This window comes from uncultured Demequina sp. (assembly GCF_913055775.1).
Taxonomy (GTDB): domain Bacteria; phylum Actinomycetota; class Actinomycetes; order Actinomycetales; family Demequinaceae; genus Demequina.
The window spans coordinates 1-18,941 of the sequence record NZ_CAJXJX010000003.1 but is presented as its reverse complement, the minus strand read 5'-3'; the positions used below and the strand labels follow the sequence as shown (position 1 = coordinate 18,941).

Here is an 18,941-nt window from a genome sequence, read left to right as displayed (position 1 = left end):
TTGGTGATCCTCCACGGGATGGCGGGCACGAACCGCCGACTATCGTGGCTGCGCGAGCGATCGCAGTGCGTCCCTGATCTCCTTCAAGAGTGCGGTCTGCTTCTGCATCTCACGATGCACCTTGTCGAAGTCGTGTCCGTAGCTGGCCATCGCCATTCTCCTCTCCTCACCGTGAGGCTCACGCTACGGCCAGCCACCGACACGCGGCTCGGCTGCGCTACTTGGCGTCGGCGCGCGACCGTGCCTCCTCGATCTCCCTCAGGCCCCTGCGCAGCACCTTGCCCACGTTGGTCTTGGGAAGTTCGTCGATGAACTCGATGTGGCGGGGCCGCTTGTAGCCGGTGAGCCGTTCCTTGAGGAACGCCATGAGCTCCGCCTCCGTCAACGATGCGTCGCGCTTGACCACGAACAGCTTGGGGACTTCGCCGGCGTGCTCGTCAGGGATCGGGATCGCGCCCGCCTCCGACACCTTCGGGTGCTGCATGGCCGCGTCCTCGAGGTCGCCCGGGTAGACGTTGAAGCCGGAGACCACGATGATCTCCTTCTTGCGGTCGACGATCCGCAGGTAGCCCTGCTCGTCAATGGTCGCGATGTCACCGGTGAGGAGCCAGCCGTCGTCAGTGAGCACGGCCGCGCTCTCCTCCGGCTTGCGCCAGTAGCCTCGCATCACCTGAGGGCCCTTGACGGCGAGCTCGCCTGGCTCGCCGAGCGCGACCTCCTGGCCGTCCTCGCCCAAGATGCGGACGTCGGTGCTGGGCAGGGGCACGCCGATCGTGCCGATGTTGGGGGGCAGGTGGGTGGGATTGACGCTCACCACCGGTGACGCCTCGGTGAGACCGTAGCCCTCGATGATGTCGGAGTCGGTGATCTCGCGCCAGCGCGTGCCCACGGCGGTGCGCAGCGCCATGCCGCCGGCCACGGACACCTTGACGTTCGAGAAGTCGAGCTTCGCGAAGTCCTCGTTCTCCATCAGGGCACCCGCGAGTGTCGAGACGAGCACGAGCGCGTCCGGCTTGGACTCGTCCAAGGTCTTGACGAACGCCGGAATGTCGCGCGGGTTCGTGATGAGCACGTTGTGCCCGCCAAAGCGGAAGAAGCCGATGCAGTTCACCGTTAGCGCGAACACGTGGTACAGCGGGAGCGCGGCGACGACAGTCGAGTCGGCCTCGTCCAGGACGGCGCGCAGCTGGCCGATGAACTGCTCCTGGTTGTTGAGCAGATTCCAGTGGGTGAGGACGGCCGCCTTGGTGCCTCCGGTGGTGCCGCCTGTGTACTGCAGGAAGGCGACGTCGCCGTGCTCGACGCCCGGATCCGTGAAGGCTGCCGGGTCGCCGCCCAGGAGGTCGCGGAACGGAATCGCGCCGGGGAGCGAGTACGCGGGGACCATCTTCTTGACGCGCTTGGCGACAAGGTTGACGATGCTCCGCTTGGGCTGGTGGAGCATGTCGCCCGCCTGGGTGACGATCACGTGCTCGATCGGGGCGTCGGCGACGACCTTCTCCAGGGTGTGGGCGAAGTTTGCGAGCACAATGATCGCCCGAGGCTCGGCGTCCCTCACCACGGCTGTGAGCTCGCTGGCGGTGTACAACGGGTTGGCGTTGACCACGATCAGGCCCACGGAGTACTGCATGAGGTTGGGCATCTGCAGGACGATGCGGTCACCCTTGCGCAGACCCAGGGTGTTCTGTAGGTAAGACGCGATGCGGGTCGCATGGGCGTCGACCTCAGTGAAGGTCAGGGTGCCGCCGAGGTTGGAGAAGGCGACGCGGTCGCCGTAGCGTTCGGCGGCGCCGGCGGCCATGTCGCCCAGCGACTTCTCCGCCGGGGCCTTAACGGCGCGGGCCACGCCCGGGGGGTAGTAGTCGAACCAGGGACGCTCGGCGCCCGCGACGGGGTCGTGCCCGGGCAGCGAAGCAGAGGTGTCGTGGGGACTGGTCATCGGGCATCTCCGTTGATGTTGATGGTGGTTGGGGGAACTGTAACGCGATCGGGGGAGGTCAATCGACAGGGTGTCGTGTGTGGTGTGTCCAATCCGTCATCCAGGGCTCCACGGTGAGTCGCTCCGGCACGTCGCCGATGGCCTCGAGGAGGTCGGCCATGTCGACGGTGCCTCCTGCGCGCTTGACGAAGCGCACGCGGACGAGGGCGTGCGCGTAGAGGTCATCGCCGACCATGAAGCGCTGCTCGAGGTAGGCCCAGCGATCGTCCATGCCGACCACGCGCGTGCGGAGCACGAACCGCTGCCCGAGCCTCAGCGACCTCCGGTAGGTGATGGTCTGGCCCGCGACCACGGCGCCCCAGCCGCGTTTGAGGATCTGCGCCCACCACCCCGAGCGCCGCAGCAGGTCATAGCGGCCCAGATCCATCAGCGCGAGGTAGCGTGCGTTGTTCATGTGCAGCAGCACATCGAGATCAGTGGGCACCACGCGGAAGGTCGTCACATGGGTGTCCCACAGCGAGATCCGTGGTGCACGCACCTGCCGGAGGCGGATCAGCAGCAGTCGCCACCACAGGTTCATCAGGTCTCCTCGATTCGCATCCTCAGGTGCGGCTTGGAGCCATCGCGGTTCGTGACGTCGGCGACGATCCCGCCGTCCACCGTTGATGCGTGGAACCCGATGGTCCCCGGAAGCAGCACCGGCTTGACGAAGTCGACGCCAGCGGCAAACCGCTCCGGAAGCCGCCCCTCGAGCGCGGCGAGCGCGCGTGCGTGGGTCCACATGCCGTGGATGATCGGGCGCGGGAAACCGAAGGCCTTGGCCGCGACGCGGTTGGTGTGGATCGGGTTGGGATCTCCCGAGACGGCGCGATAGCGACGGCCGAGGTCCCCGCTCAGTCGCCATCGGGCCTGCGGCGTGACCGCCTCCCAGGAAGGCCGCTCCACCTGCTCCGGCTCGCCCGGCGCCTTCATGCCCTGCGCCAGGTAGGTCGAGACACCGGACCAGACGGTCTCACCGTCGACCTCGGCGCGTCCCACGAGGTCCACCAGCGCACCGCGCCGGTGGGGACGCAGTCCCTCGGCGTGGACCGTGAGATCGAGCGCCTCGTCGGCAAGCACAGGCCGGTGCAGCGTCATCGTGTTCGACGTGTGCACGGCTCCCGCGAGCCGGATGGTCGAGTCCGCGTCGCCCAACAGGTGCACGTGGAGCGGAAAAGTGAGCACGTGGATCCAGGTCGGCGGCACGGCATCGCGCAGCGTGAAGCCGCACACGCGGCTGTAGGCCGCAAGACGCGAGCGATCCTGCGAGAAGTCGTGAATGGTGAGCTCATGCTCGGGCAGTCGCGCGCGCTTGGCTCGCGACGGCACCAGAGCACGGGCGAACGCCGCCCCAAGGCCCGGTGAGCCTTCCAGATGCACCACCGGCCGGGGAGTGCCGACGGTGTCAGGAGCCCCCGTCACTGGCCCACCAGCGCCTGGCCGCACACCCGGATGACCTGGCCCGTCACGCCCTGCGAGTCGGGATCGATCAGGTAGCCGATGGTCTCCGCGACGTCGACCGGCTTGCCGCCCTGGTCCAAGGAGTTGGCCCGGCGGAACATCTCACGCTGCACGAACGGGATCTTGCCGGTCATCTCCGTCTCGATGAAGCCTGGAGCGACCGCGTTCACCGTGATGCCCCGGTCCACGAGGTCCGGCGCCATGGCGGTCACGAGCCCGGCCACGCCGGCCTTCGAGGCGGCATAGTTGGTCTGGCCCTTGTTGCCGGCGATGCCGGAGGTGGACGCGATGCCGACGATGCGCCCGCCATCGGCCAGACCGCCCTCAGTCGCTGGGTCCAGCAGCACCTCGTTGATGCGCAGCTGCGCCGCCAGGTTGACGTCGAGCACAGAGCTCCACCGTGCCGCATCCGTGTTCACCAGCATCTTGTCGCGCGTGATGCCCGCGTTGTGCACGATCGCGTGGATGCTCTCGCCACGCTGGGCGACGTGCGCCGCGATCGTGGCGCCGGCATCGGCTGCCGTGATGTCGAGCTGCAGCGCGGTGCCGCCCACCTCGTTGGCGACCGCAGCAAGCTGCTCGCCGGCAGGCGGAATGTCGACCGCGACGACGCTCGCACCATCCCTGGCGAGGGTGCGTGCGATCGCCGCGCCGATGCCCCGCGCGGCTCCCGTGACGACCACCACGTGGCCGTCCAGGGGAGTCTCGGCGAGGGACTCTACCGCCACGCCGCCCGGCGCGACGGTCCAGCACTGCCCGGTCACGTAGGCGGCGCGGCCCTGGAGTACGAACCCGAGGCTCGACACGAGGTCGCCGGGTGTCGCGTCAGGCGCGACCCGGATCAGGGTCGCCGTCGCGCCCTTCCGCAACTCCTTGGCCACCGTGCGATTGATGCCGTCGAGCGCGCGCGCCACGGACCGCGATTCCCAGTCTCCTGCGGCCGGTCGGGCGAGCACCACGATGCGGCCCGAGCCCTCGACCGCGCGCACGGCGGGCCGCAGCAGCGCCCGCAGCTCCTCGAGCTGGTCGATGCGCGTGACCTCGGTCGCGTCCACGACGAGGGCGCCGATGCGCGCGCCGTACCCGGGGGCGGCATCGCCGTCATCCACGATCGGGCTCTCCGCGGCACGGCCCAGCAGTTCGAGCGTCTGCGCCCCGACCGTGCCGCCCCCGATCGAGGCGAGCACGATAGGGCCCTCGGGCCAGGTGCGTCCGCGGCGCAGCCGTGCGGGCTCTTTGAGGCCGGCCTTGGCGGACACCGCCTTGCCGACAGGGGAGTAGAAGGCCTTCTCGAGGATGCTCATCACACGGCCTCCAGAATCGCGACCACGCCCTGCCCGCCCGCGGCGCACATAGAGATCAGACCCTTGGATCCGGGCCCCTTCTGCTGGAGCAGCTTGGCGAGCGTGGGCACGATGCGCGCTCCGGTCGCCGCGAAGGGGTGGCCCGCTGCGAGGGAGGAACCGGTGACGTTCAGCTTGGCGCGGTCGATCGTGCCGAGCTTGCTGTCGAGGCCGAGGCTCCTGCAGTAGTCCTCGTCGTCCCACGCCTTGAGGGTGGTGGCCACGGTGGAGGCGAAGGCCTCGTGGATCTCGATCAGCGCGAAGTCGTCGAGCGTGAGTCCCTGGCGGGCGAGCAGACGCCCGGCGGCCGCGATCGGCCCCAGGAGCAGGTCGTCGCCGCCCGGGTGATCGACTGCGGCGACCTCCGCGTCCACGAACCGAGCGAGCACGGGCAGGTGGTGCTCTCGTGCCCAGTCCTCGTTCGCGAGCAGGGCCGTCGCCGCACCGTCGGACAGCGCCGTCGAGTTGCCGGCGGTCATGGTGCCGTCAGGTCCGCCGAACGCCGGGCGCAGCGCCGCGAGCTTCTCGATCGTGGTGTCGGGACGCAGGATCGCGTCCCGCGCGACGCCCATGTACGGGGTCACGAGGTCGTCGAAGAAGCCGTCCTCCCACGCCGCAGCGAGCTTGTGGTGCGACGCGGCGGCGATCTCGTCCTGCTCGTCGCGGGTGATGCCCCAGCGCTCGGTGGTGAGTGCCTGGTGCTCGCCCATCGACAGGCCGGTGCGAGGCTCCGCGACGCTGGGAGCCTGGGGCTTGAGGTGGCGGGGTCGCACCCGGGCGAAGGGCGCGATGCGGTCCTTGGTCGAGCGGGCCGCGTTCGCCTTGAGCAGGGTCCGGCGCAGCGGGTCGGAGACCACGATGGGCGCGTCCGATGTGGAGTCGACGCCGCCCGCGATGCCGGAGTCGATCTGGCCCAGGCGGATCTTGTTCGCGATGTAGATGGTGGTCTCGAGGCCGGTGCCGCATGCCTGCTGCAGATCGCACGCGGGAGTGGCCGGCGACAGCGGAGAGCTGAGCACGGCCTCGCGCGTGAGGTTGAAGTCCCGCGAGTGCTTGAGGACGGCTCCTGCCGCGACCTCGCCGATGCGCTGGCCGGCCAGGCCATAGCGCGCCACGAGTCCATCGAGGGCTGAGGTGAGAAGGTCATGGTTCGAGGCCTCGGCGAAAGGTCCGCCTGCCTTCGCGAAGGGGGTGCGATTGCCCCCGACGACCACGGCGCTGTGGGTCATGTGGTGCCTCCATCGTTGAGAGAAACTATCCGATACCGACGGTAGCAGATACCGCAAGTTTCGGGTAACGTCTCGTCTATGGCCATCGACGGCAGGGACTCCCGCTGGGAGCAGCATCGCGCTGACAGGAGGCGCGAGCTGGTCTCGCACGCTCTGCGCGCGATTCGCGTGCACGGCGCCCAGGTGGGCATGGATGCCATCGCGGCCCGTGCCGGCACCTCGAAGACGGTCATCTACCGCCACTTCGGCGACCGCGAGGGCCTGTACGACGCTGTGGTCGAGTCCGTGCACAGCTACATCCACGAGGGTCTGGCCGCGGCCTTCCGCCTGTCCGACCCGGCGGACCTGGGGCGCCTCACCGCAGATCTTGCGGACGCGTACCTCGAGCTGGTCGAGCGCGACCCGGAGATCTATCGCTTCGTCATGACCCCGCCGCCGCAGCAGGCGGACGCTGTCGCGGATCCCGTGCGCGGGCTGCCCGGCATGATCGGCGAGCAGATCTCCGCCTCGATCGCCGCCAATCTGACCGCCCGAGGCATGGACGCCTCGGCCGCCCCGACGTGGGGTCATGGTCTCGTGGGCTTCATCAAGGCAACCGCGGATCACTGGATGGCGCAGTCGCCGAGGCCGCCCCGCGACGAGGTGGTCGCCCACGTACGCGAGTTCTTTGCCCCCGCCATGGTCGGCGCAGCCGCGCCGTCCTACGACTCACTGGAGGATCGACGATGACGTTGACGCACCCCGAGACCACGCCCCTGAACGAGGAGCGCCTCACCACCCTCGGATCTGCGCTGCGGACCGCCCTCGACGGCCCCTACGCCGCCGAGCGCGCGGTCCGGCGCGCGACGTTCCCGTCGGAGGGCATGCTGCGTGATCCCGAGCTGGATGTGGAGGCCTCGCGGGAGTGGACGCTGCAGCGCCTGCTCGACCTCGACGCACAGGGCTTCGGCCACGTGGGAGTACCGGAAGGCGCCAACACGGTCTCCGATCCTCTGACGGCCGTGCTCGCCTTCGAGATGCTCAGCCACGGCGACCTGTCCGTGACCATCAAGTCGGGAGTGCAGTTCGGGCTGTTCGGCGGCGCGGTCACCAACCTGGGCAACGACTGGCACCACCAGACCTACCTGCCCGACATCACGTCGATGAAGCTGTTGGGCGGATTCGCCATGACCGAGTTGGGCCACGGCAGTGACGTCGCCAGCGTCGAGACCACCATCACCTACCTGCCGGACACGGACGAGTACGAGGTCGACTCGCCCACGCCGGGCTCCACGAAGGCGTACATCGGCAACGCCGCGAAGCACGGCACCATGGCCGCAGTGTTCGGCCAGCTCGTGGTCGACGGCGCATCCCATGGTGTTCACGTGATCCTGGTGCCCTTGCGCGACGACGCCGGGGCGGACCTGCCAGGCGTCACCACCGGCGACCAGGGACACAAGGGCGGGCTGCTGGGCGTCGACAACGGCACCATCCGCTTCGACCACGTCCGCGTCCCGCGCCGCATGCTGCTGGACCGCTACGGCGGCGTGACCGAGGACGGCGTGTATGCGTCGCCGATCGACAACGCGAATCGACGCTTCTTCACCATGCTGGGCACATTGGTGCGCGGCCGCGTGTGCGTGGGCGGCGGCGGTGCGATTGCGGGCCGACGTGCGCTGTCGATCGCCACGCGGTGGGCACTGAAGCGCCGCCAGTTCCCGGCAGCCGGCCGCCCTGACGGCGTTCTCCTGCTGGACTATCTGGTGCACCAGAAGCGCCTCCTGCCCCGTATCGCACGGGCGTATGCGCTGGGCTTCGCGCAGAACGAGCTCATCCAGGACCTCGTCCACGTGCAGGGACCGGAGGAGTCGACCGAGGCGGATCAGCGCTCGCTCGAGACCCACGCCGCAGGGCTCAAGGCCATGAGCACATGGTTCGCCAACCAGACGGTGCAGGAGGCACGCGAGGCCTGTGGCGGCGCGGGATATCTGAGCGAGAACCAGCTGGTCGAGATGCGGCGCGACGTCGACATCTTCGCGACCTTCGAGGGCGACAACACCGTCCTGATGCAGCTCGTCGCGAAGGCTCTACTGACCGACTACAAGAAGGAGTGGAGCGAGCTCGACCGCTCCGGCGTGGTCCAGGCGACCGCTCGCGTCGCGAGCGGCGCTGTGGTCGAGGCGACCTCGGCGAACCTCGTGCTCGGGGCCCTGGCCGATGCCGTGCGCCGCCGCCCTGAGGAGACCACCCTCGTGGATCGCCGCTGGCACGCGCTGATGTTCGAGGAACGCGCGCGCCACTCGCTCGAATCCCTCGCGCGCCGCATGCGCGCGGCCGCAAAGGAGCGCGGCGATCAGTTCGAGTCCTTCAACGCGCTGGGCGATCACGTGCAGTTCACGGCCCGGGCCTACATGGAGCAGCGACTCCTGACTGCCTTCATCGACGGCATCGAGGCGTGCGAGGACCCCGAGGCCCGTCGAGTGCTGGAGAGGCTGTGCAGCCTGTACGCACTGCAGTCGATCCATGACGACCGCGCGTGGTTCCTCGAGCACAACCGCATCAGCTCCGGGCGCTCCAAGGCGATCGGCGCGCAGATCAACGACCTGTGCCGTGAGCTGCGCCCGCACTCGCTTGGGCTGGTCGAGGGCATGGGCATCCCCGAGTCCTGGCTGGGAGCGGCATTCCTCGCCGACTGACCCCACGCATGGGCACCGGAAGGTGACGGCGGCGGGCGCCTGCCCGCGCATCGGCGACAATGGTCACCGAACTCTGCGGGCGCATCGGCCCGTCGCCCATCCCACCGGAGGTTTCTGTTGTCCGTCGTCGACCCGCCCATCGCCGAGAAGCACTCGGTGTGGGAGGACGCCCTCGCCCTGCCCACCGGCGCATTTCTGATCTCCTTCGGGCTGTTCCTGCTCGAGCAGATCGGGGGAGTGTCAGGCGGTCTCGCCGGCGTCGGAATCCTGGGCAGCTACTGGACAGGACTGTCGTTCGGTCTGGTGTTCTTCGTGATCAACCTGCCGTTCTACTGGCTGTCCGTGAAGCGCATGGGCTGGCCGTTCACGATCAAGACGTTGGCGACGGTGACCCTGATCTCGGTGATGTCCGCGGTGCACGGGCTGTACCTCGATGTCAGCTCGATCGCTCCGCTGTATGCCGCGATCTTCGCGGGAATCGCGATCGGCGTGGGCATGATCGTGGTGTTCCGCCACGGGGCCTCCGCCGGCGGGTTCGGCATCCTCGCGGCGTACCTGCAGGAGACGCGCGGCATTCGCGCGGGGTACGTCCAGGGCGCGCTTGACGTGGTGGTCGTGGCGGCCTCGCTCGCGTTGGTGCCGCTGGACATCCTCGCGTACTCCATCCTGGGCGCTGTGCTGCTCAACCTCGTGCTGGCGATCAACCACCGCCCGGGACGGTACTTCGGCTGACCACAGTCGCATACCCCAGGGGGTATAGTGTCCACATGTCGAGTCTCGTGTCCGAACTGCGCGCATGGCCGGTCCGTCGCTGGTGGGTCGCCTTGGGCGCCGCGATAGCGACCTACGTGGCGATCGGGATCCCGACCGTCCTGATTCCCAACCCGATCTTCGGGCGCGAGATCCCGCCCACGGCGTGGTCGTACTGGGCCGCCGCGATCACCGCGGTCCTGTCCGGGCTGCTCATGGCCACCTATGTCGCGACTCCCGCCGAGTCGCAGCGGGAGGGCAAGTTGGGCGTGGCCGGTTCCGTGGTCGCGTTCTTCGCGGTGGGCTGCCCGGTGTGCAACAAACTGGTGCTGCTCGCTCTGGGGTCCACGGGCGCGATCCAGTTCTTCGAGCCGGTGCAGCCGTACCTGGCGGTGGTGGCGATCGGGCTGCTGCTGTGGGCGTTCGTGGCGCGCGTGCGGCGTGAGCGCGCGTGCGTGCTCCCGCAGTCGCGTGTCGATACGTCTGCGTCACGCGACGTGCCCACCAGTCGCTAGAACGGCGCGGCGGTCACGTCAGGGCTGCGAGCCGTTCGAGTGCTTCGAGGCCCGCTGGGGCCGCCTCTGCTGACCTCTCGAGCGCCGATGCGGTGGCGGGGTCGGCCGCGTCGGTCACGCGGGCGGGGTTCAGGGTCGTCCCGTTCGCCCAGGCTGCGATGTCGGGTTCTGCCATGAATCTGGTGACGGCGCGCGCCCCGCGCACCGTCATGGCGACCCAGTCCGCGCGGGTGTCGCCGTACAGATTGGGCGGGCACAGGGCGTTCTTGGTGGCATCGTCGGTGCGCGTGGCCTCGACGTAGCCGGTGAGTGCGGCGCCAAAACAGGGGAAGCCGGCGCGGACGGTCTGCAGGGTGATCGCCTCGGTTGACCAGATTGGCTGAGGTGCGGGGCGGCGGAGCCCGTCCGCGGCGCAGTGGATGATGGTTGCGTCGCGCGGAATCTGGACGTCGCCGTGCTGGAGTCGCAGGAGGCCTGGGCGCGACTCGACGATCCTGCCCGCGCGCACGATGTTCTCGACGCTGCGCAGCAGGTCGAGTTCCCAGCGTCCGAGCGTGGGTGCCTTCGCCATCGTGGGCGTCACGGACGGGTCGATGCGCATCATGACGCCAGCGGCTTCCATGCGGGCGAACAGGTCGTCGAGACTGCTCGCTTGGGCGGCGCTCTCGAGGACGGCCGCGCCCATCTCGTGGAACGCCGCCGATTTCGGCTGCACCAACGCTCGGTCGAGCATCCAGGGGTCGCGAGGGCGGATCCAGGTGATGTCGCCGGGGTCGGTGCCGTGGGTGAGCAGGTGGACGATCGCGTCGGTGGCCGTCTTGCCGGAGCCGACGATGACGAGACGACCGGTGGTGTCTGGGTCCAGCTTGCTTGACGGGATGACGTGGCTGCCATTGCCGACCGCCCAGGGTGGCGGTGTCGTCTGGGGGACTGTGGGGGAGAGGTAGCGGGCGTCGACGATGCGGGTGCCAGGCCTCGCCCGGTGCTGCCTGCCGGTGGCGAGTTCGGTAATGAGGCCGCCGCCTTCGTGGCGTCGGCGGCCCAGGAACTGCACGCGTCCGGTGGGCTCGAAGACGTCGGTCATGACGGCGGCGTAGTACTCCAGCACCTGCGCTCCGGTGGCCCGCTCGTGAAGGCCGGACTCGGGGCCGGTGGTCTGCAGTTCGCCGCCCAGAACCGTCGAGGCGACTCCGTAGTACGGCGACGCCTGGTGCAGTTGGACGAAGGGGTACGCGTCGTGCCAGTGCCCGCCTGGCGCATCTCGGGTGTCGACCAGGGCCACGGTTGCGTCCGCGTGGGCGATGAGTGCATCGGTGAAGGCCATCCCCGCGGCGCCGGCGCCGATCACGAGGTAGTCGACATCGAGATCCGCGAGCATGGATCCAGTAGACCACCGCCGCGCCGTCTACCCGTGCCGCTGTCACAGGTTGCCCGAACTATCCGCTACGATTGTCAGGCTGTCACGGGCTGTGGCGCAGCTTGGTAGCGCACCTGACTGGGGGTCAGGGGGTCGCAGGTTCAAATCCTGTCAGCCCGACCGAAGCCGAGGGCCGTTCATCCTGCTAAATGCTGGGATGGACGGCTCTTTGCGTACACGCGCAGAGGCGATGTCGGTGGTCGCGGATAGGTTCGCGTCATGGCGTCCCGCGAGTCGTACTCCGACAATGAGCTCGCGGGCGCGGTCGCTTCGTCTGACTCATGGCGGGGCGTTCTCAGGGCGTTGGGCCTGCGGGCGACATCGGGCAGCGCGATTGCCTCGGTGCGCCGACGGGCCGAGCAGGCCGGCTGTCCGACGGACCATCTCGGTGCCCCGCGCGCCCGACAAACGGGGGGCGAGCCGGCTGTCAGTCCGGAAGCCGGTGGCGGTGTTCATGTTGGTGGAAAAACAGGCGGCGGGCCTCCGTCGCCCTGCGCGTCTCCCGTCGGGGCCGAAGGGCGTTCTGAAGCACTGCGTAGCGCAGGCCGGCAGGACGAATCGTTCGAGCTAAGTGCTCTCCGCCGGACGGGACCACTGCTGGCCGCAGCGTGGTACTCGCTACGTGGCGCAGATGTGTCATGGCCGCTGGAGCCCTGCGCCTACGATCTCCTAGTCGTACATGAGCAACGAGTTCAGCGTGTTCAGGTGAAGACGACAACAGCTCGTGAGAACGGGGCATGGAAGGTGTTCCTCTCCCGATCCGGGAGCACGCGCCGCAGGTACCGTTCGAGTGAGGTTGATCTCTTCTTTCTCATCGACGGCACGTTGGGCGCCTACGAGATTCCTGCGGACCTGGTGGCCGAGCGCCACGCGGTACATCTGAATCGGTACGAGAACTGGCGTGTGCATGGCGCTCCCTTCAATGCGTGAGGCGGGCTAGGTCGAGTCAGCGCAATTCTTCGGCCCGACCTGGAGCGCCTCCGATGTCAGGCGCGGGTGAGACCATCCTTTGAGGGACGTGTGATGGCGGGAGGTGTGACATGCAGGGCGAAGCGACCGTGCTCCACGCCGACCTCGACGCGTTCTACGCCTCGGTCGAGCAGCGAGACGAGCCCGCACTGCGGGGACGGCCCGTGATCGTGGGCGGCGGGGTCGTGGCGGCCGCGAGCTACGAAGCCAAAGCCCGGGGCGTGCGCACCGCGATGGGCGTGCAGCGGGCGCGGGCGCTCTGTCCCGAAGCCATCATCGTTCCGCCACGCATGCAGGCCTACTCTGCAGCAAGCCGTGCGGTGTTCGCGATCTTCCATGACACCACGCCGTACGTGGAGGGGGTCTCGATCGATGAGGCATTCCTCGAAGTGGGCGGTCTGCGCCGCATCGCTGGGACCCCCGAGCAGATCGCCGCGCGCCTGCGGGAACGCGTGCGTGCCGAAGTTGGGCTCCCGATTTCGGTAGGTGTAGCAAGGACCAAGTTCCTCGCGAAGGTTGCGAGCGCGGTCGGCAAACCCGACGGGCTCCTCGTGGTGGAGCCGGGCCGCGAGGAGGCGTTCCTCCATCCACTCCCCGTCGAGCGACTCTGGGGCGTTGGCGCGATGACCGCGCAGAAGCTGCACAGCAACGGCATCTCCACGGTCGGGCAGTTGGCGGAGCTCGAAGCCGCGACCGCCGAGCGATGGCTCGGCAAGGCGGCCGGTGCGCACCTGCATGCGCTGGCCCGGCTCCGGGACCCGCGGCCCGTCGAGACGACTAGGCGCCACGGGTCCATCGGCTCGCAGCGGGCACTCGGCAGTCGGTCGTACCCATCCGGTGAGCTCGGGCTGATCCTCACCCAGATCGTCGACGGCCTCGCAAAGCGTCTGCGCGATCGAGGATCATCGTGCAGCACCGTGGTCCTGAGGCTCCGCTACGGCGACTTCGCGAAGGCGACCCGATCGCGCACGCTCACAGCGCCAACCGACCGCACCGAGGTAGTCCTCGCCGTCGCCCAGCAACTGCTCGCCGCGGCGGATCCTGACATCGCCGAGCGCGGCGTCACCCTCATCGGCGTCTCGCTCGGACAGCTGACCAGTGCCGGCGAGGTTCAGCCGGAGCTTCCGATCGACTGGAACGACGGGGCGCGCATCGACGCTGCCCTCGACAGTTCCCTCGACACCGCGCTCGACGCGGTCCGCGATCGCTTCGGCTCCGCCGCCGTCACACGCGCAGCGCTCATCGGTCGCGAACCTGGTTGGTCAACGCCGCGGCTGCCCGAACACGAGTAGGCACACGACCCGCCCGTCTGATGAACCGCGATCACGGACGCGCCTCAGGACTCCTGCACGCGTTCCGGAAGCGAACGGAACCTCTTGCGGAGCTCGACCTTGCGCACCTTGCCGCTTGCGGTGCGGGGGAGGTCGTCCACCAGGACGGCCGCGCGCGGGAGCTTGTACTTCGCGACCCGCCCGCGCACATGCGAGAGGACGTCCTCGGGCGTGACCTGCGCGCCCTCGTGGAGCGCGACGATGGCGAGCGGCACCTCGCCCCAACGCTCGTCGGAGACGCCGATGACCGCGATCGAGCGCACCGCGGGCATCTCCATCACGATCTGCTCGATCTCGGCGGGGTACACGTTCTCGCCGCCCGAGATGATCATGTCCTTGAGGCGGTCGGTCACGGTGAGGTAGCCGTCGTCATCGAGTCTGCCGATGTCTCCTGTCCGGAACCACTCGCCGTCGCGGGCCTCCGCCGTCGCCTCCGGGCGGCGCCAGTACTCGCGGATGACGTTTGGGCCGCTGATCTGGATCTCGCCCGCCTCGCCGACGGGGAGCGCGCGGCCATCGTCGCCCACCACCCGCACGTCCGTGAAGAAGTGAGCCAGGCCCGAAGTCCCCGCGTGGTCGCGGGCCTTGGACACGGGCAGCGAGGTGGCGCCGGGGGAGGCCTCCGTCATGCCGTAGCCGCTCGAGAACGCGAGTCCGCGCGCCTCGTAGGCCTCGATGACGCGCAAGGGCATCGCCGAGCCGCCGCACGTGAGCTTCCGGATGCTCGACAGATCGGTGGTGTCCCAGGCGGGATCCTCCGACAGGAACTGGAACGTGGTCGGCACGCCCGAGAGGCTGGTGATCCCGTGCTCCTCGATCGCGTGCAGCACGTCGCTCGCTTCGAAGCGCTCGTGCAGCACCACCGCACCGCCCTTGAGCAGCGTGGGCAGGGCGCCCATGCTGAGCGCGGCGACGTGGAACATCGGCGACATCATCATCGCGACCTCGTCGCGCGTGACGTCGTAGTCGACGATCGCGTTGAGGACGTTCCAGGTGAGGTTGCCGTGGGTGAGGACGGCGCCCTTGGGCTGGCCCGTCGTCCCCGACGTGTAGAGGATCATCGCCGGGTCGTCGAGCGACACCTCCGTGTCGAGGAACGTGGGCTCGGTCGCGTCGATCACCTCGTCCAGGCTCTCGACGGCGGGAAGGTCCGCAGCTCCGTCGACCACCAGACGCTTGCGGATCCCGCTGGACCATGCGGCGGCGCGGGCGAGGTCGCGCACCGAGTCGTGGGTGACCAGGAACACCGCGCTCGAGTCCTCGATCATGTACTCGAGTTCGCGCGGCGCCAGGCGAGTGTTGAGCGGCACGAAGATCGCGCCCAGCAGGCCGCATGCGAAGAACGTCGTGAGAAAGTCCGGGTGGTTGTTCCCCAGGTACACGAGGCGGTCGCGCTTGGACAGGCCGCGATCAGCGAGAGCCTGGGCGAGCCTCGCGACGCGGTCGGCGTACGCGTCGTACGTGTACGTGCCACCCGACCAGATGATGGCCGTGTCGCCCTCGGACTTGATCCGCCGCCGGGCGATCCAGTCGCCGAGCCCCTGGTTCTTCATGTCATCCTCGCTGATGCAGTAGGGGTGGTGCTGCCGTGGGTCAGGCGTAGAAGCGGTACAGGCCTCGCGCCGCGACCGCGGGCTTGGTGCCGCCCTCGATCTCGATGGTCTGATCGACCGTGAGCTGGAAGCCGCCGCGGATCTCGGCCACCTCGGCGATCACCGCGTTCATGCGGACCCGTGCACCTACCTGGACGGGCGAGATGAAGCGCACCTTGTCGAGTCCATAGTTCACCTTGGTGGTGACGCCGTCGACCTCGAGCAGCTCGGTCCAGAACTTGGTCGTGAGCGACAGCGACAGAAAGCCGTGCGCGATGGGGCCGCCGAAGGGGCTCTCCGCGCGCGCGCGCTCCGGCTCGACGTGGATCCACTGGTGGTCGTCCACGGCATCGGCGAACAGGTCCACGCGGTCTTGGGTGACCTCAAGCCAGTCGGACCAGCCGAGGTCGCGACCCTCGAGAGAAGTGACGTCGGAGTAAGGGACAGTGGTGGTCATGTGAGGTGCCTTTCGCGGGAGTGGGGACGATGCGGTGGTGGGGTGGGTGACGATCAGCCGAGTCGGAGCAGCCGGACGGCGTTGTCCTTAAGAATCGCGGGCAGGCGCTCGGGCTTGAGTGCGCTGTGGCCGATGTCGTCGAGCCAGCGGTCGGGGGTGAGGAGCGGGAAGTCGGTGCCGAACAGGATGCGGTCCTTGAGGTACGAGTTCGCAGCCCGCACCAGCTGTTCGGGGAAGTACTTAGGGCTCCACCCCGACAGGTCGATCCAGGTGCGGGCCTTGTGGGTGGCGACCGCGAGAGCCTCGTCCTGCCACGGCACGCTCGGGTGAGCCATGATGATGTCGAGGTCGGGAAAGTCCGCAGCCACGCCGTCGAGCAGCATCGGGTTGGACCACGCGAGGCGGAGCCCCCGGCCTCCCGGCAGCCCCGCGCCGATCCCGGTCTGCCCCGTGTGGAACAGTGCGGGCACTCCCGCGTCCTGGATGGCGCCGTAGAGCGGGTACCAGCGCTCGTCCGAGGGGTCGAAGCCCTGGACCGTGGGATGCAGCTTGAAGCCACGCACACCGTGGTCCTGCGCGAGGCTGCGCACGCGATCGACAGCATCGGGACGATGCGGGTCGACCGAGCCGAAGGGAATCAGCACGTCTGCGTGGTCCGCCGACTGCGACGCGATCTCCGCACTGTCAAGCGTGGCGTGGCCCAGCTGCGTCTCGGCGTCGACGGTGAAGACCACCGCGGCCATGCGGCGCTCGCGGTAGTAGGTGGCGATCGCCTCCAGCTCTGGCCGCGGCCCGTCGGTACGGAAGTAGCGGGAGGCGGCCTCGACCAGGTCGGGCGGCAGGGAGGCGTGCCCGTGGCCGTCGACCTCGATGTGCACGTGGACATCGATCGCCTCGATCGCGTCGAGGTCGATCGCAGGCTCGTAGCGTGTCATGTCGGGCCCGTTCAGGCGTGGGGTGCGGGCCGCACCAGCGATTCGGGGAGCGCGGGGAATCGCTCGCCTACGGACTGCAGGTTTCCCTCAAGCAGCCCCGGCAGGTCGGCGGTGAGCGTATCGAAGCTCCAGCCGCCCTCGTGGTAAGCCGTCGCGACAGCTTCGGGGTGGGACCACACCTGAAGGCGGTCGCCGCCGATCCCGAGCGCCTGCCCGGTGACGTCCGCGGCGGCGTCAGAGGCCAGATACGCGACCAGCCCCGCGACGTCGTCCGACGTGCCGAAGCCCAGGTCGTGACGGAAGAAGTCCGGCATCGGCTCGCCAGCGGCGTCAGCCTCGACAGCGGCGGCGAAGTACGGGACGGTCGCCGTCATGGCGGTCGCGGCCACGGGGATCACCGCGTTGACCGAGACCCCCGCTTTCTTGAGCTCCATCGCCCAGGTGCGCACCATCCCGACGATGCCGGCCTTGGCGGCGGAGTAGTTGGTCTGACCGAAGTTGCCGCGCTGGCCGGTGGGGGAGCCGATGCAGACGATGCGTCCTGGTACACCGTTGTCGCGGAAGTGCGTGGCGGCCGCGCGCACACAGGTGAACGTCCCGCGCAGGTGCACGTCGATGACGGTGTCGAAGTCGTCGTCGCTCATCTTCCACAACACGGTGTCGCGGAGCACGCCCGCGTTGGTGACGAGGATGTCGAGCCGGCCGAAGCTCTCGAGCGCGGCCGCGACAAGCGCATCGGCTGTGGAGGTGGGGCCGACGGGAGCGACCACGGCGACCGCCGCACCGCCCGTGCTCTCGATGGCGGACACTGCCTCCTGAGCGGCTGTCTCGTCGACATCGTTGATCACCACGGAGGCGCCCTGGCGGGCGAGCTCGAGGGCATAGGCGAGGCCGAGGCCGCGGCCCGAGCCGGTGATGATCGCGGCGCGACCTGCGAGCGGGGCATGGTGTGAAGGCATGATGGAACTCCTTTGTTCAGGATGTCAGCACAGCAGTAATCGTTGAGAATGTCAATTGTTGACTTTCTCATCTGCGGTGGCAGGATAGCCCCATGGTCACCGACGACACACCGGCGCGCGTCTCCCCGACGCTTGACGCCGACGTCAGCTTCCTGCTTGCGCGGGCGAGCGCGATCACGGCCGCCGCGGGCAATCGCGCGCTCGCCGCCGTTGGTCTCAAGGTGCGCTCGTACTCGGTGCTCGCGCTCGCTGCGGAGGTGGGCCCATCTCAGCGGGAACTCGCCGAAAGGCTGCGTCTTGATCCGAGTCAGATCGTCGCGCTCGTCGACGCGCTCGAGTCGGGCGGCTACGTGGAGCGTCGTCAAGACCCCGCCGATCGCCGTGCGCGCACGGTCACCGCGACGCCAGCGGGAGTGGAGCTGTTCGCGCGCGCTCGCGCCGCGGTCGACGATGCTCAACGCGAGAGCTTCGCCGCGATCTCGGACGCCGAGTCCGACGTCGTCCGCGCCTTTCTCCAGCGCATCGCGTATTCCGATCTGAGCTGACCACCGGGTGGGCGTGAAGGGCGTTCGGACGTCACCGCATCGGCTCACCCCCAGTCCGGTGTCCCGATGAATGGGATCTCGCGGCCGGTGCGTGCCATGCTGAGCGCGTGGCGAACTCGACCTCTGGCGACTCGGTAACAGCGCGCCTCATGCGCGTGCTCGAGGCCTTCACGCCCACGCGAACGTCGCTCTCGGCCGCCGAGATCGGCCGCGCCGCAGGGCTGCCGTCATCGACAGCGCATCGCATCGTGGGCGAACTGGTGGACGCCGGGCTTCTTGAGCGGGACGAGAACCGGCGCGTGCGGATCGGCATGCGGCTGTGGGAGCTCGCCACGCGGTCGTCGCATGCGCTCCGGTTGAGGCAGGCGGCGCTGCCGTTCATGGAGCAGGTTCAGGCGCGCGTGCGCGAGCACACTCAGCTCGCGATCCTGGACCAGGACGAGCCCCTCTTCCTGGAGCGACTGAGCCACCCGGACGCCGGCGCGAACCTCACGCGGGTCGCGGGACGGCTGCCTCTGCACGCGTCGTCATCGGGACTGGTGCTGCTCGCGTTCGGCGATCGGGAGCTGCAGGAGCGCGTGCTCACGAGCCGCCTGCGGGCATTCACTCATCGCACGCCCACCGACCCGGCGGTGCTGCGGCGCAAGCTCGACGAGGTGCGCAAGGTGGGCCACGCGCTCTCGCCCGGGTTGCTGGATGAGGCGTCGACGGGGCTCGCGGTGCCGGTGCGCGACGAGGCGGGCCGCACGGTCGCCGCGTTGTCGGTGGTCCTGCCGCGGGACGCG

The 18,941-nt window shown here is 69.0% G+C and carries 18 protein-coding genes and 1 tRNA gene; 9 read left to right on the top strand and 10 right to left on the bottom strand.

The genetic code is table 11. From position 1 onward, the window contains the following. Window positions 1–217 precede the first annotated feature (217 nt). From QZ483_RS00595 to QZ483_RS00575, 5 genes are read right to left on the bottom strand one after another with little or no spacing between them, the layout of a single operon-like run. Window positions 218–1,939 carry an AMP-binding protein gene (locus QZ483_RS00595; protein ID WP_297080982.1) on the bottom strand — a complete coding sequence of 574 codons (1,722 nt, stop codon included), beginning with the start codon at window positions 1,937–1,939 and terminating at the stop codon, window positions 218–220. 58 nt (window positions 1,940–1,997) lie between these two features. Then, on the bottom strand, window positions 1,998–2,519 hold the full coding sequence (locus QZ483_RS00590) for a thioesterase family protein (protein ID WP_297080980.1): 522 nt from the start codon (window positions 2,517–2,519) through the stop codon (window positions 1,998–2,000). Beyond that, window positions 2,519–3,400, bottom strand: coding sequence for a MaoC/PaaZ C-terminal domain-containing protein (locus QZ483_RS00585; protein ID WP_297080979.1), 882 nt, complete (start codon window positions 3,398–3,400; stop codon window positions 2,519–2,521). Before QZ483_RS00585 ends, QZ483_RS00590 begins: the two co-directional genes overlap by 1 nt. Further along, window positions 3,397–4,743, bottom strand: coding sequence for a 3-oxoacyl-ACP reductase (locus QZ483_RS00580; protein ID WP_297080977.1), 1,347 nt, complete (start codon window positions 4,741–4,743; stop codon window positions 3,397–3,399). The genes QZ483_RS00585 and QZ483_RS00580 overlap by 4 nt, the downstream gene beginning before the upstream one ends. Continuing rightward, on the bottom strand, window positions 4,743–6,011 hold the full coding sequence (locus QZ483_RS00575) for an acetyl-CoA C-acetyltransferase (RefSeq protein ID WP_297080975.1): 1,269 nt from the start codon (window positions 6,009–6,011) through the stop codon (window positions 4,743–4,745). Before QZ483_RS00575 ends, QZ483_RS00580 begins: the two co-directional genes overlap by 1 nt. 78 nt (window positions 6,012–6,089) lie before the next feature. Here QZ483_RS00575 and QZ483_RS00570 point away from each other — a divergent pair, with 78 nt between their 5' ends. The 4 genes from QZ483_RS00570 (at window position 6,090) to QZ483_RS00555 (ending at window position 9,951) form a co-directional block, all read left to right on the top strand. Beyond that, window positions 6,090–6,740 (top strand): TetR/AcrR family transcriptional regulator, encoded by a 651-nt coding sequence (locus QZ483_RS00570; protein ID WP_297080973.1) that lies wholly within the window; start codon window positions 6,090–6,092, stop codon window positions 6,738–6,740. Next, complete coding sequence (locus QZ483_RS00565) at window positions 6,737–8,686, top strand: acyl-CoA dehydrogenase (RefSeq protein ID WP_297080971.1); 1,950 nt, start codon at window positions 6,737–6,739, stop codon at window positions 8,684–8,686. The genes QZ483_RS00570 and QZ483_RS00565 overlap by 4 nt, the downstream gene beginning before the upstream one ends. 117 nt (window positions 8,687–8,803) lie before the next feature. Next, window positions 8,804–9,418, top strand: coding sequence for a YitT family protein (locus QZ483_RS00560; protein WP_297080969.1), 615 nt, complete (start codon window positions 8,804–8,806; stop codon window positions 9,416–9,418). A gap of 35 nt (window positions 9,419–9,453) precedes the next feature. Then, window positions 9,454–9,951, top strand: a complete 498-nt coding sequence (locus QZ483_RS00555; protein WP_297080967.1) for a hypothetical protein — start codon at window positions 9,454–9,456, stop codon at window positions 9,949–9,951. Window positions 9,952–9,964: 13 nt separating this feature from the next. Here QZ483_RS00555 and QZ483_RS00550 read toward each other — a convergent pair whose 3' ends face one another. After that, on the bottom strand, window positions 9,965–11,329 hold the full coding sequence (locus QZ483_RS00550; protein WP_297080966.1) for an NAD(P)-binding protein: 1,365 nt from the start codon (window positions 11,327–11,329) through the stop codon (window positions 9,965–9,967). Between the two features lie 85 nt (window positions 11,330–11,414). On the opposite strand from QZ483_RS00550, the gene QZ483_RS00545 reads away from it, so the two are divergent. The 3 genes from QZ483_RS00545 (at window position 11,415) to dinB (ending at window position 13,629) form a co-directional block, all read left to right on the top strand. Next, window positions 11,415–11,488: transfer RNA gene (locus tag QZ483_RS00545), tRNA-Pro, on the top strand. Between the two features lie 99 nt (window positions 11,489–11,587). Beyond that, window positions 11,588–12,298 carry a group I intron-associated PD-(D/E)XK endonuclease gene (locus QZ483_RS13570; RefSeq protein WP_367117075.1) on the top strand — a complete coding sequence of 237 codons (711 nt, stop codon included), beginning with the start codon at window positions 11,588–11,590 and terminating at the stop codon, window positions 12,296–12,298. 110 nt (window positions 12,299–12,408) lie between these two features. Beyond that, the gene (gene dinB / locus QZ483_RS00540; protein WP_297080964.1) at window positions 12,409–13,629 is read left to right on the top strand and encodes a DNA polymerase IV; all 1,221 of its coding nucleotides are present in this window, start codon (window positions 12,409–12,411) and stop codon (window positions 13,627–13,629) included. Window positions 13,630–13,673: 44 nt separating this feature from the next. Here dinB and QZ483_RS00535 read toward each other — a convergent pair whose 3' ends face one another. From QZ483_RS00535 to QZ483_RS00520, 4 genes are read right to left on the bottom strand one after another with little or no spacing between them, the layout of a single operon-like run. Continuing rightward, a complete protein-coding gene (locus tag QZ483_RS00535) occupies window positions 13,674–15,221 on the bottom strand; it encodes a long-chain fatty acid--CoA ligase (protein ID WP_297080962.1) in 1,548 nt (515 codons plus the stop codon). Window positions 15,222–15,261: 40 nt separating this feature from the next. Then, entirely contained in the window at window positions 15,262–15,717 is a 456-nt protein-coding gene (locus tag QZ483_RS00530) for a MaoC family dehydratase (protein WP_297080960.1), read from the bottom strand. A 53-nt stretch (window positions 15,718–15,770) separates the two neighbouring features. Continuing rightward, window positions 15,771–16,652 carry an amidohydrolase family protein gene (locus QZ483_RS00525; RefSeq protein ID WP_297080958.1) on the bottom strand — a complete coding sequence of 294 codons (882 nt, stop codon included), beginning with the start codon at window positions 16,650–16,652 and terminating at the stop codon, window positions 15,771–15,773. An 11-nt stretch (window positions 16,653–16,663) separates the two neighbouring features. After that, the gene (locus QZ483_RS00520) at window positions 16,664–17,611 is read right to left on the bottom strand and encodes an SDR family NAD(P)-dependent oxidoreductase (RefSeq protein WP_297080956.1); all 948 of its coding nucleotides are present in this window, start codon (window positions 17,609–17,611) and stop codon (window positions 16,664–16,666) included. Window positions 17,612–17,703: 92 nt separating this feature from the next. Between QZ483_RS00520 and QZ483_RS00515 the strand changes: the two genes are divergently transcribed. Both QZ483_RS00515 and QZ483_RS00510 read left to right on the top strand, forming a co-directional pair. Then, window positions 17,704–18,156 (top strand): MarR family winged helix-turn-helix transcriptional regulator, encoded by a 453-nt coding sequence (locus QZ483_RS00515; protein WP_297080955.1) that lies wholly within the window; start codon window positions 17,704–17,706, stop codon window positions 18,154–18,156. A gap of 107 nt (window positions 18,157–18,263) precedes the next feature. Then, window positions 18,264–18,941: IclR family transcriptional regulator (locus QZ483_RS00510; protein WP_297080953.1), on the top strand; the 678-nt coding region annotated here is incomplete at its 3' end.

Excerpts from the sequence above, each read along its gene's own strand:
- QZ483_RS13570 (WP_367117075.1), top strand. The coding sequence starts at position 11,588 with ATGGCGTCCCGCGAGTCGTACTCCGACAATGAGCTCGCGGGCGCGGTC.
- QZ483_RS00525 (WP_297080958.1), bottom strand. The coding sequence starts at position 16,652 with ATGACACGCTACGAGCCTGCGATCGACCTCGACGCGATCGAGGCGATC.
- QZ483_RS00590 (WP_297080980.1), bottom strand. The coding sequence starts at position 2,519 with ATGAACCTGTGGTGGCGACTGCTGCTGATCCGCCTCCGGCAGGTGCGT.
- QZ483_RS00550 (WP_297080966.1), bottom strand. The coding sequence starts at position 11,329 with ATGCTCGCGGATCTCGATGTCGACTACCTCGTGATCGGCGCCGGCGCC.
- QZ483_RS00515 (WP_297080955.1), top strand. The coding sequence starts at position 17,704 with ATGGTCACCGACGACACACCGGCGCGCGTCTCCCCGACGCTTGACGCC.
- QZ483_RS00535 (WP_297080962.1), bottom strand. The coding sequence starts at position 15,221 with ATGAAGAACCAGGGGCTCGGCGACTGGATCGCCCGGCGGCGGATCAAG.
- dinB (WP_297080964.1), top strand. The coding sequence starts at position 12,409 with ATGCAGGGCGAAGCGACCGTGCTCCACGCCGACCTCGACGCGTTCTAC.
- QZ483_RS00575 (WP_297080975.1), bottom strand. The coding sequence starts at position 6,011 with ATGACCCACAGCGCCGTGGTCGTCGGGGGCAATCGCACCCCCTTCGCG.
- QZ483_RS00520 (WP_297080956.1), bottom strand. The coding sequence starts at position 17,611 with ATGCCTTCACACCATGCCCCGCTCGCAGGTCGCGCCGCGATCATCACC.
- QZ483_RS00595 (WP_297080982.1), bottom strand. The coding sequence starts at position 1,939 with ATGACCAGTCCCCACGACACCTCTGCTTCGCTGCCCGGGCACGACCCC.
- QZ483_RS00580 (WP_297080977.1), bottom strand. The coding sequence starts at position 4,743 with ATGAGCATCCTCGAGAAGGCCTTCTACTCCCCTGTCGGCAAGGCGGTG.
- QZ483_RS00565 (WP_297080971.1), top strand. The coding sequence starts at position 6,737 with ATGACGTTGACGCACCCCGAGACCACGCCCCTGAACGAGGAGCGCCTC.
- QZ483_RS00555 (WP_297080967.1), top strand. The coding sequence starts at position 9,454 with ATGTCGAGTCTCGTGTCCGAACTGCGCGCATGGCCGGTCCGTCGCTGG.
- QZ483_RS00530 (WP_297080960.1), bottom strand. The coding sequence starts at position 15,717 with ATGACCACCACTGTCCCTTACTCCGACGTCACTTCTCTCGAGGGTCGC.
- QZ483_RS00570 (WP_297080973.1), top strand. The coding sequence starts at position 6,090 with ATGGCCATCGACGGCAGGGACTCCCGCTGGGAGCAGCATCGCGCTGAC.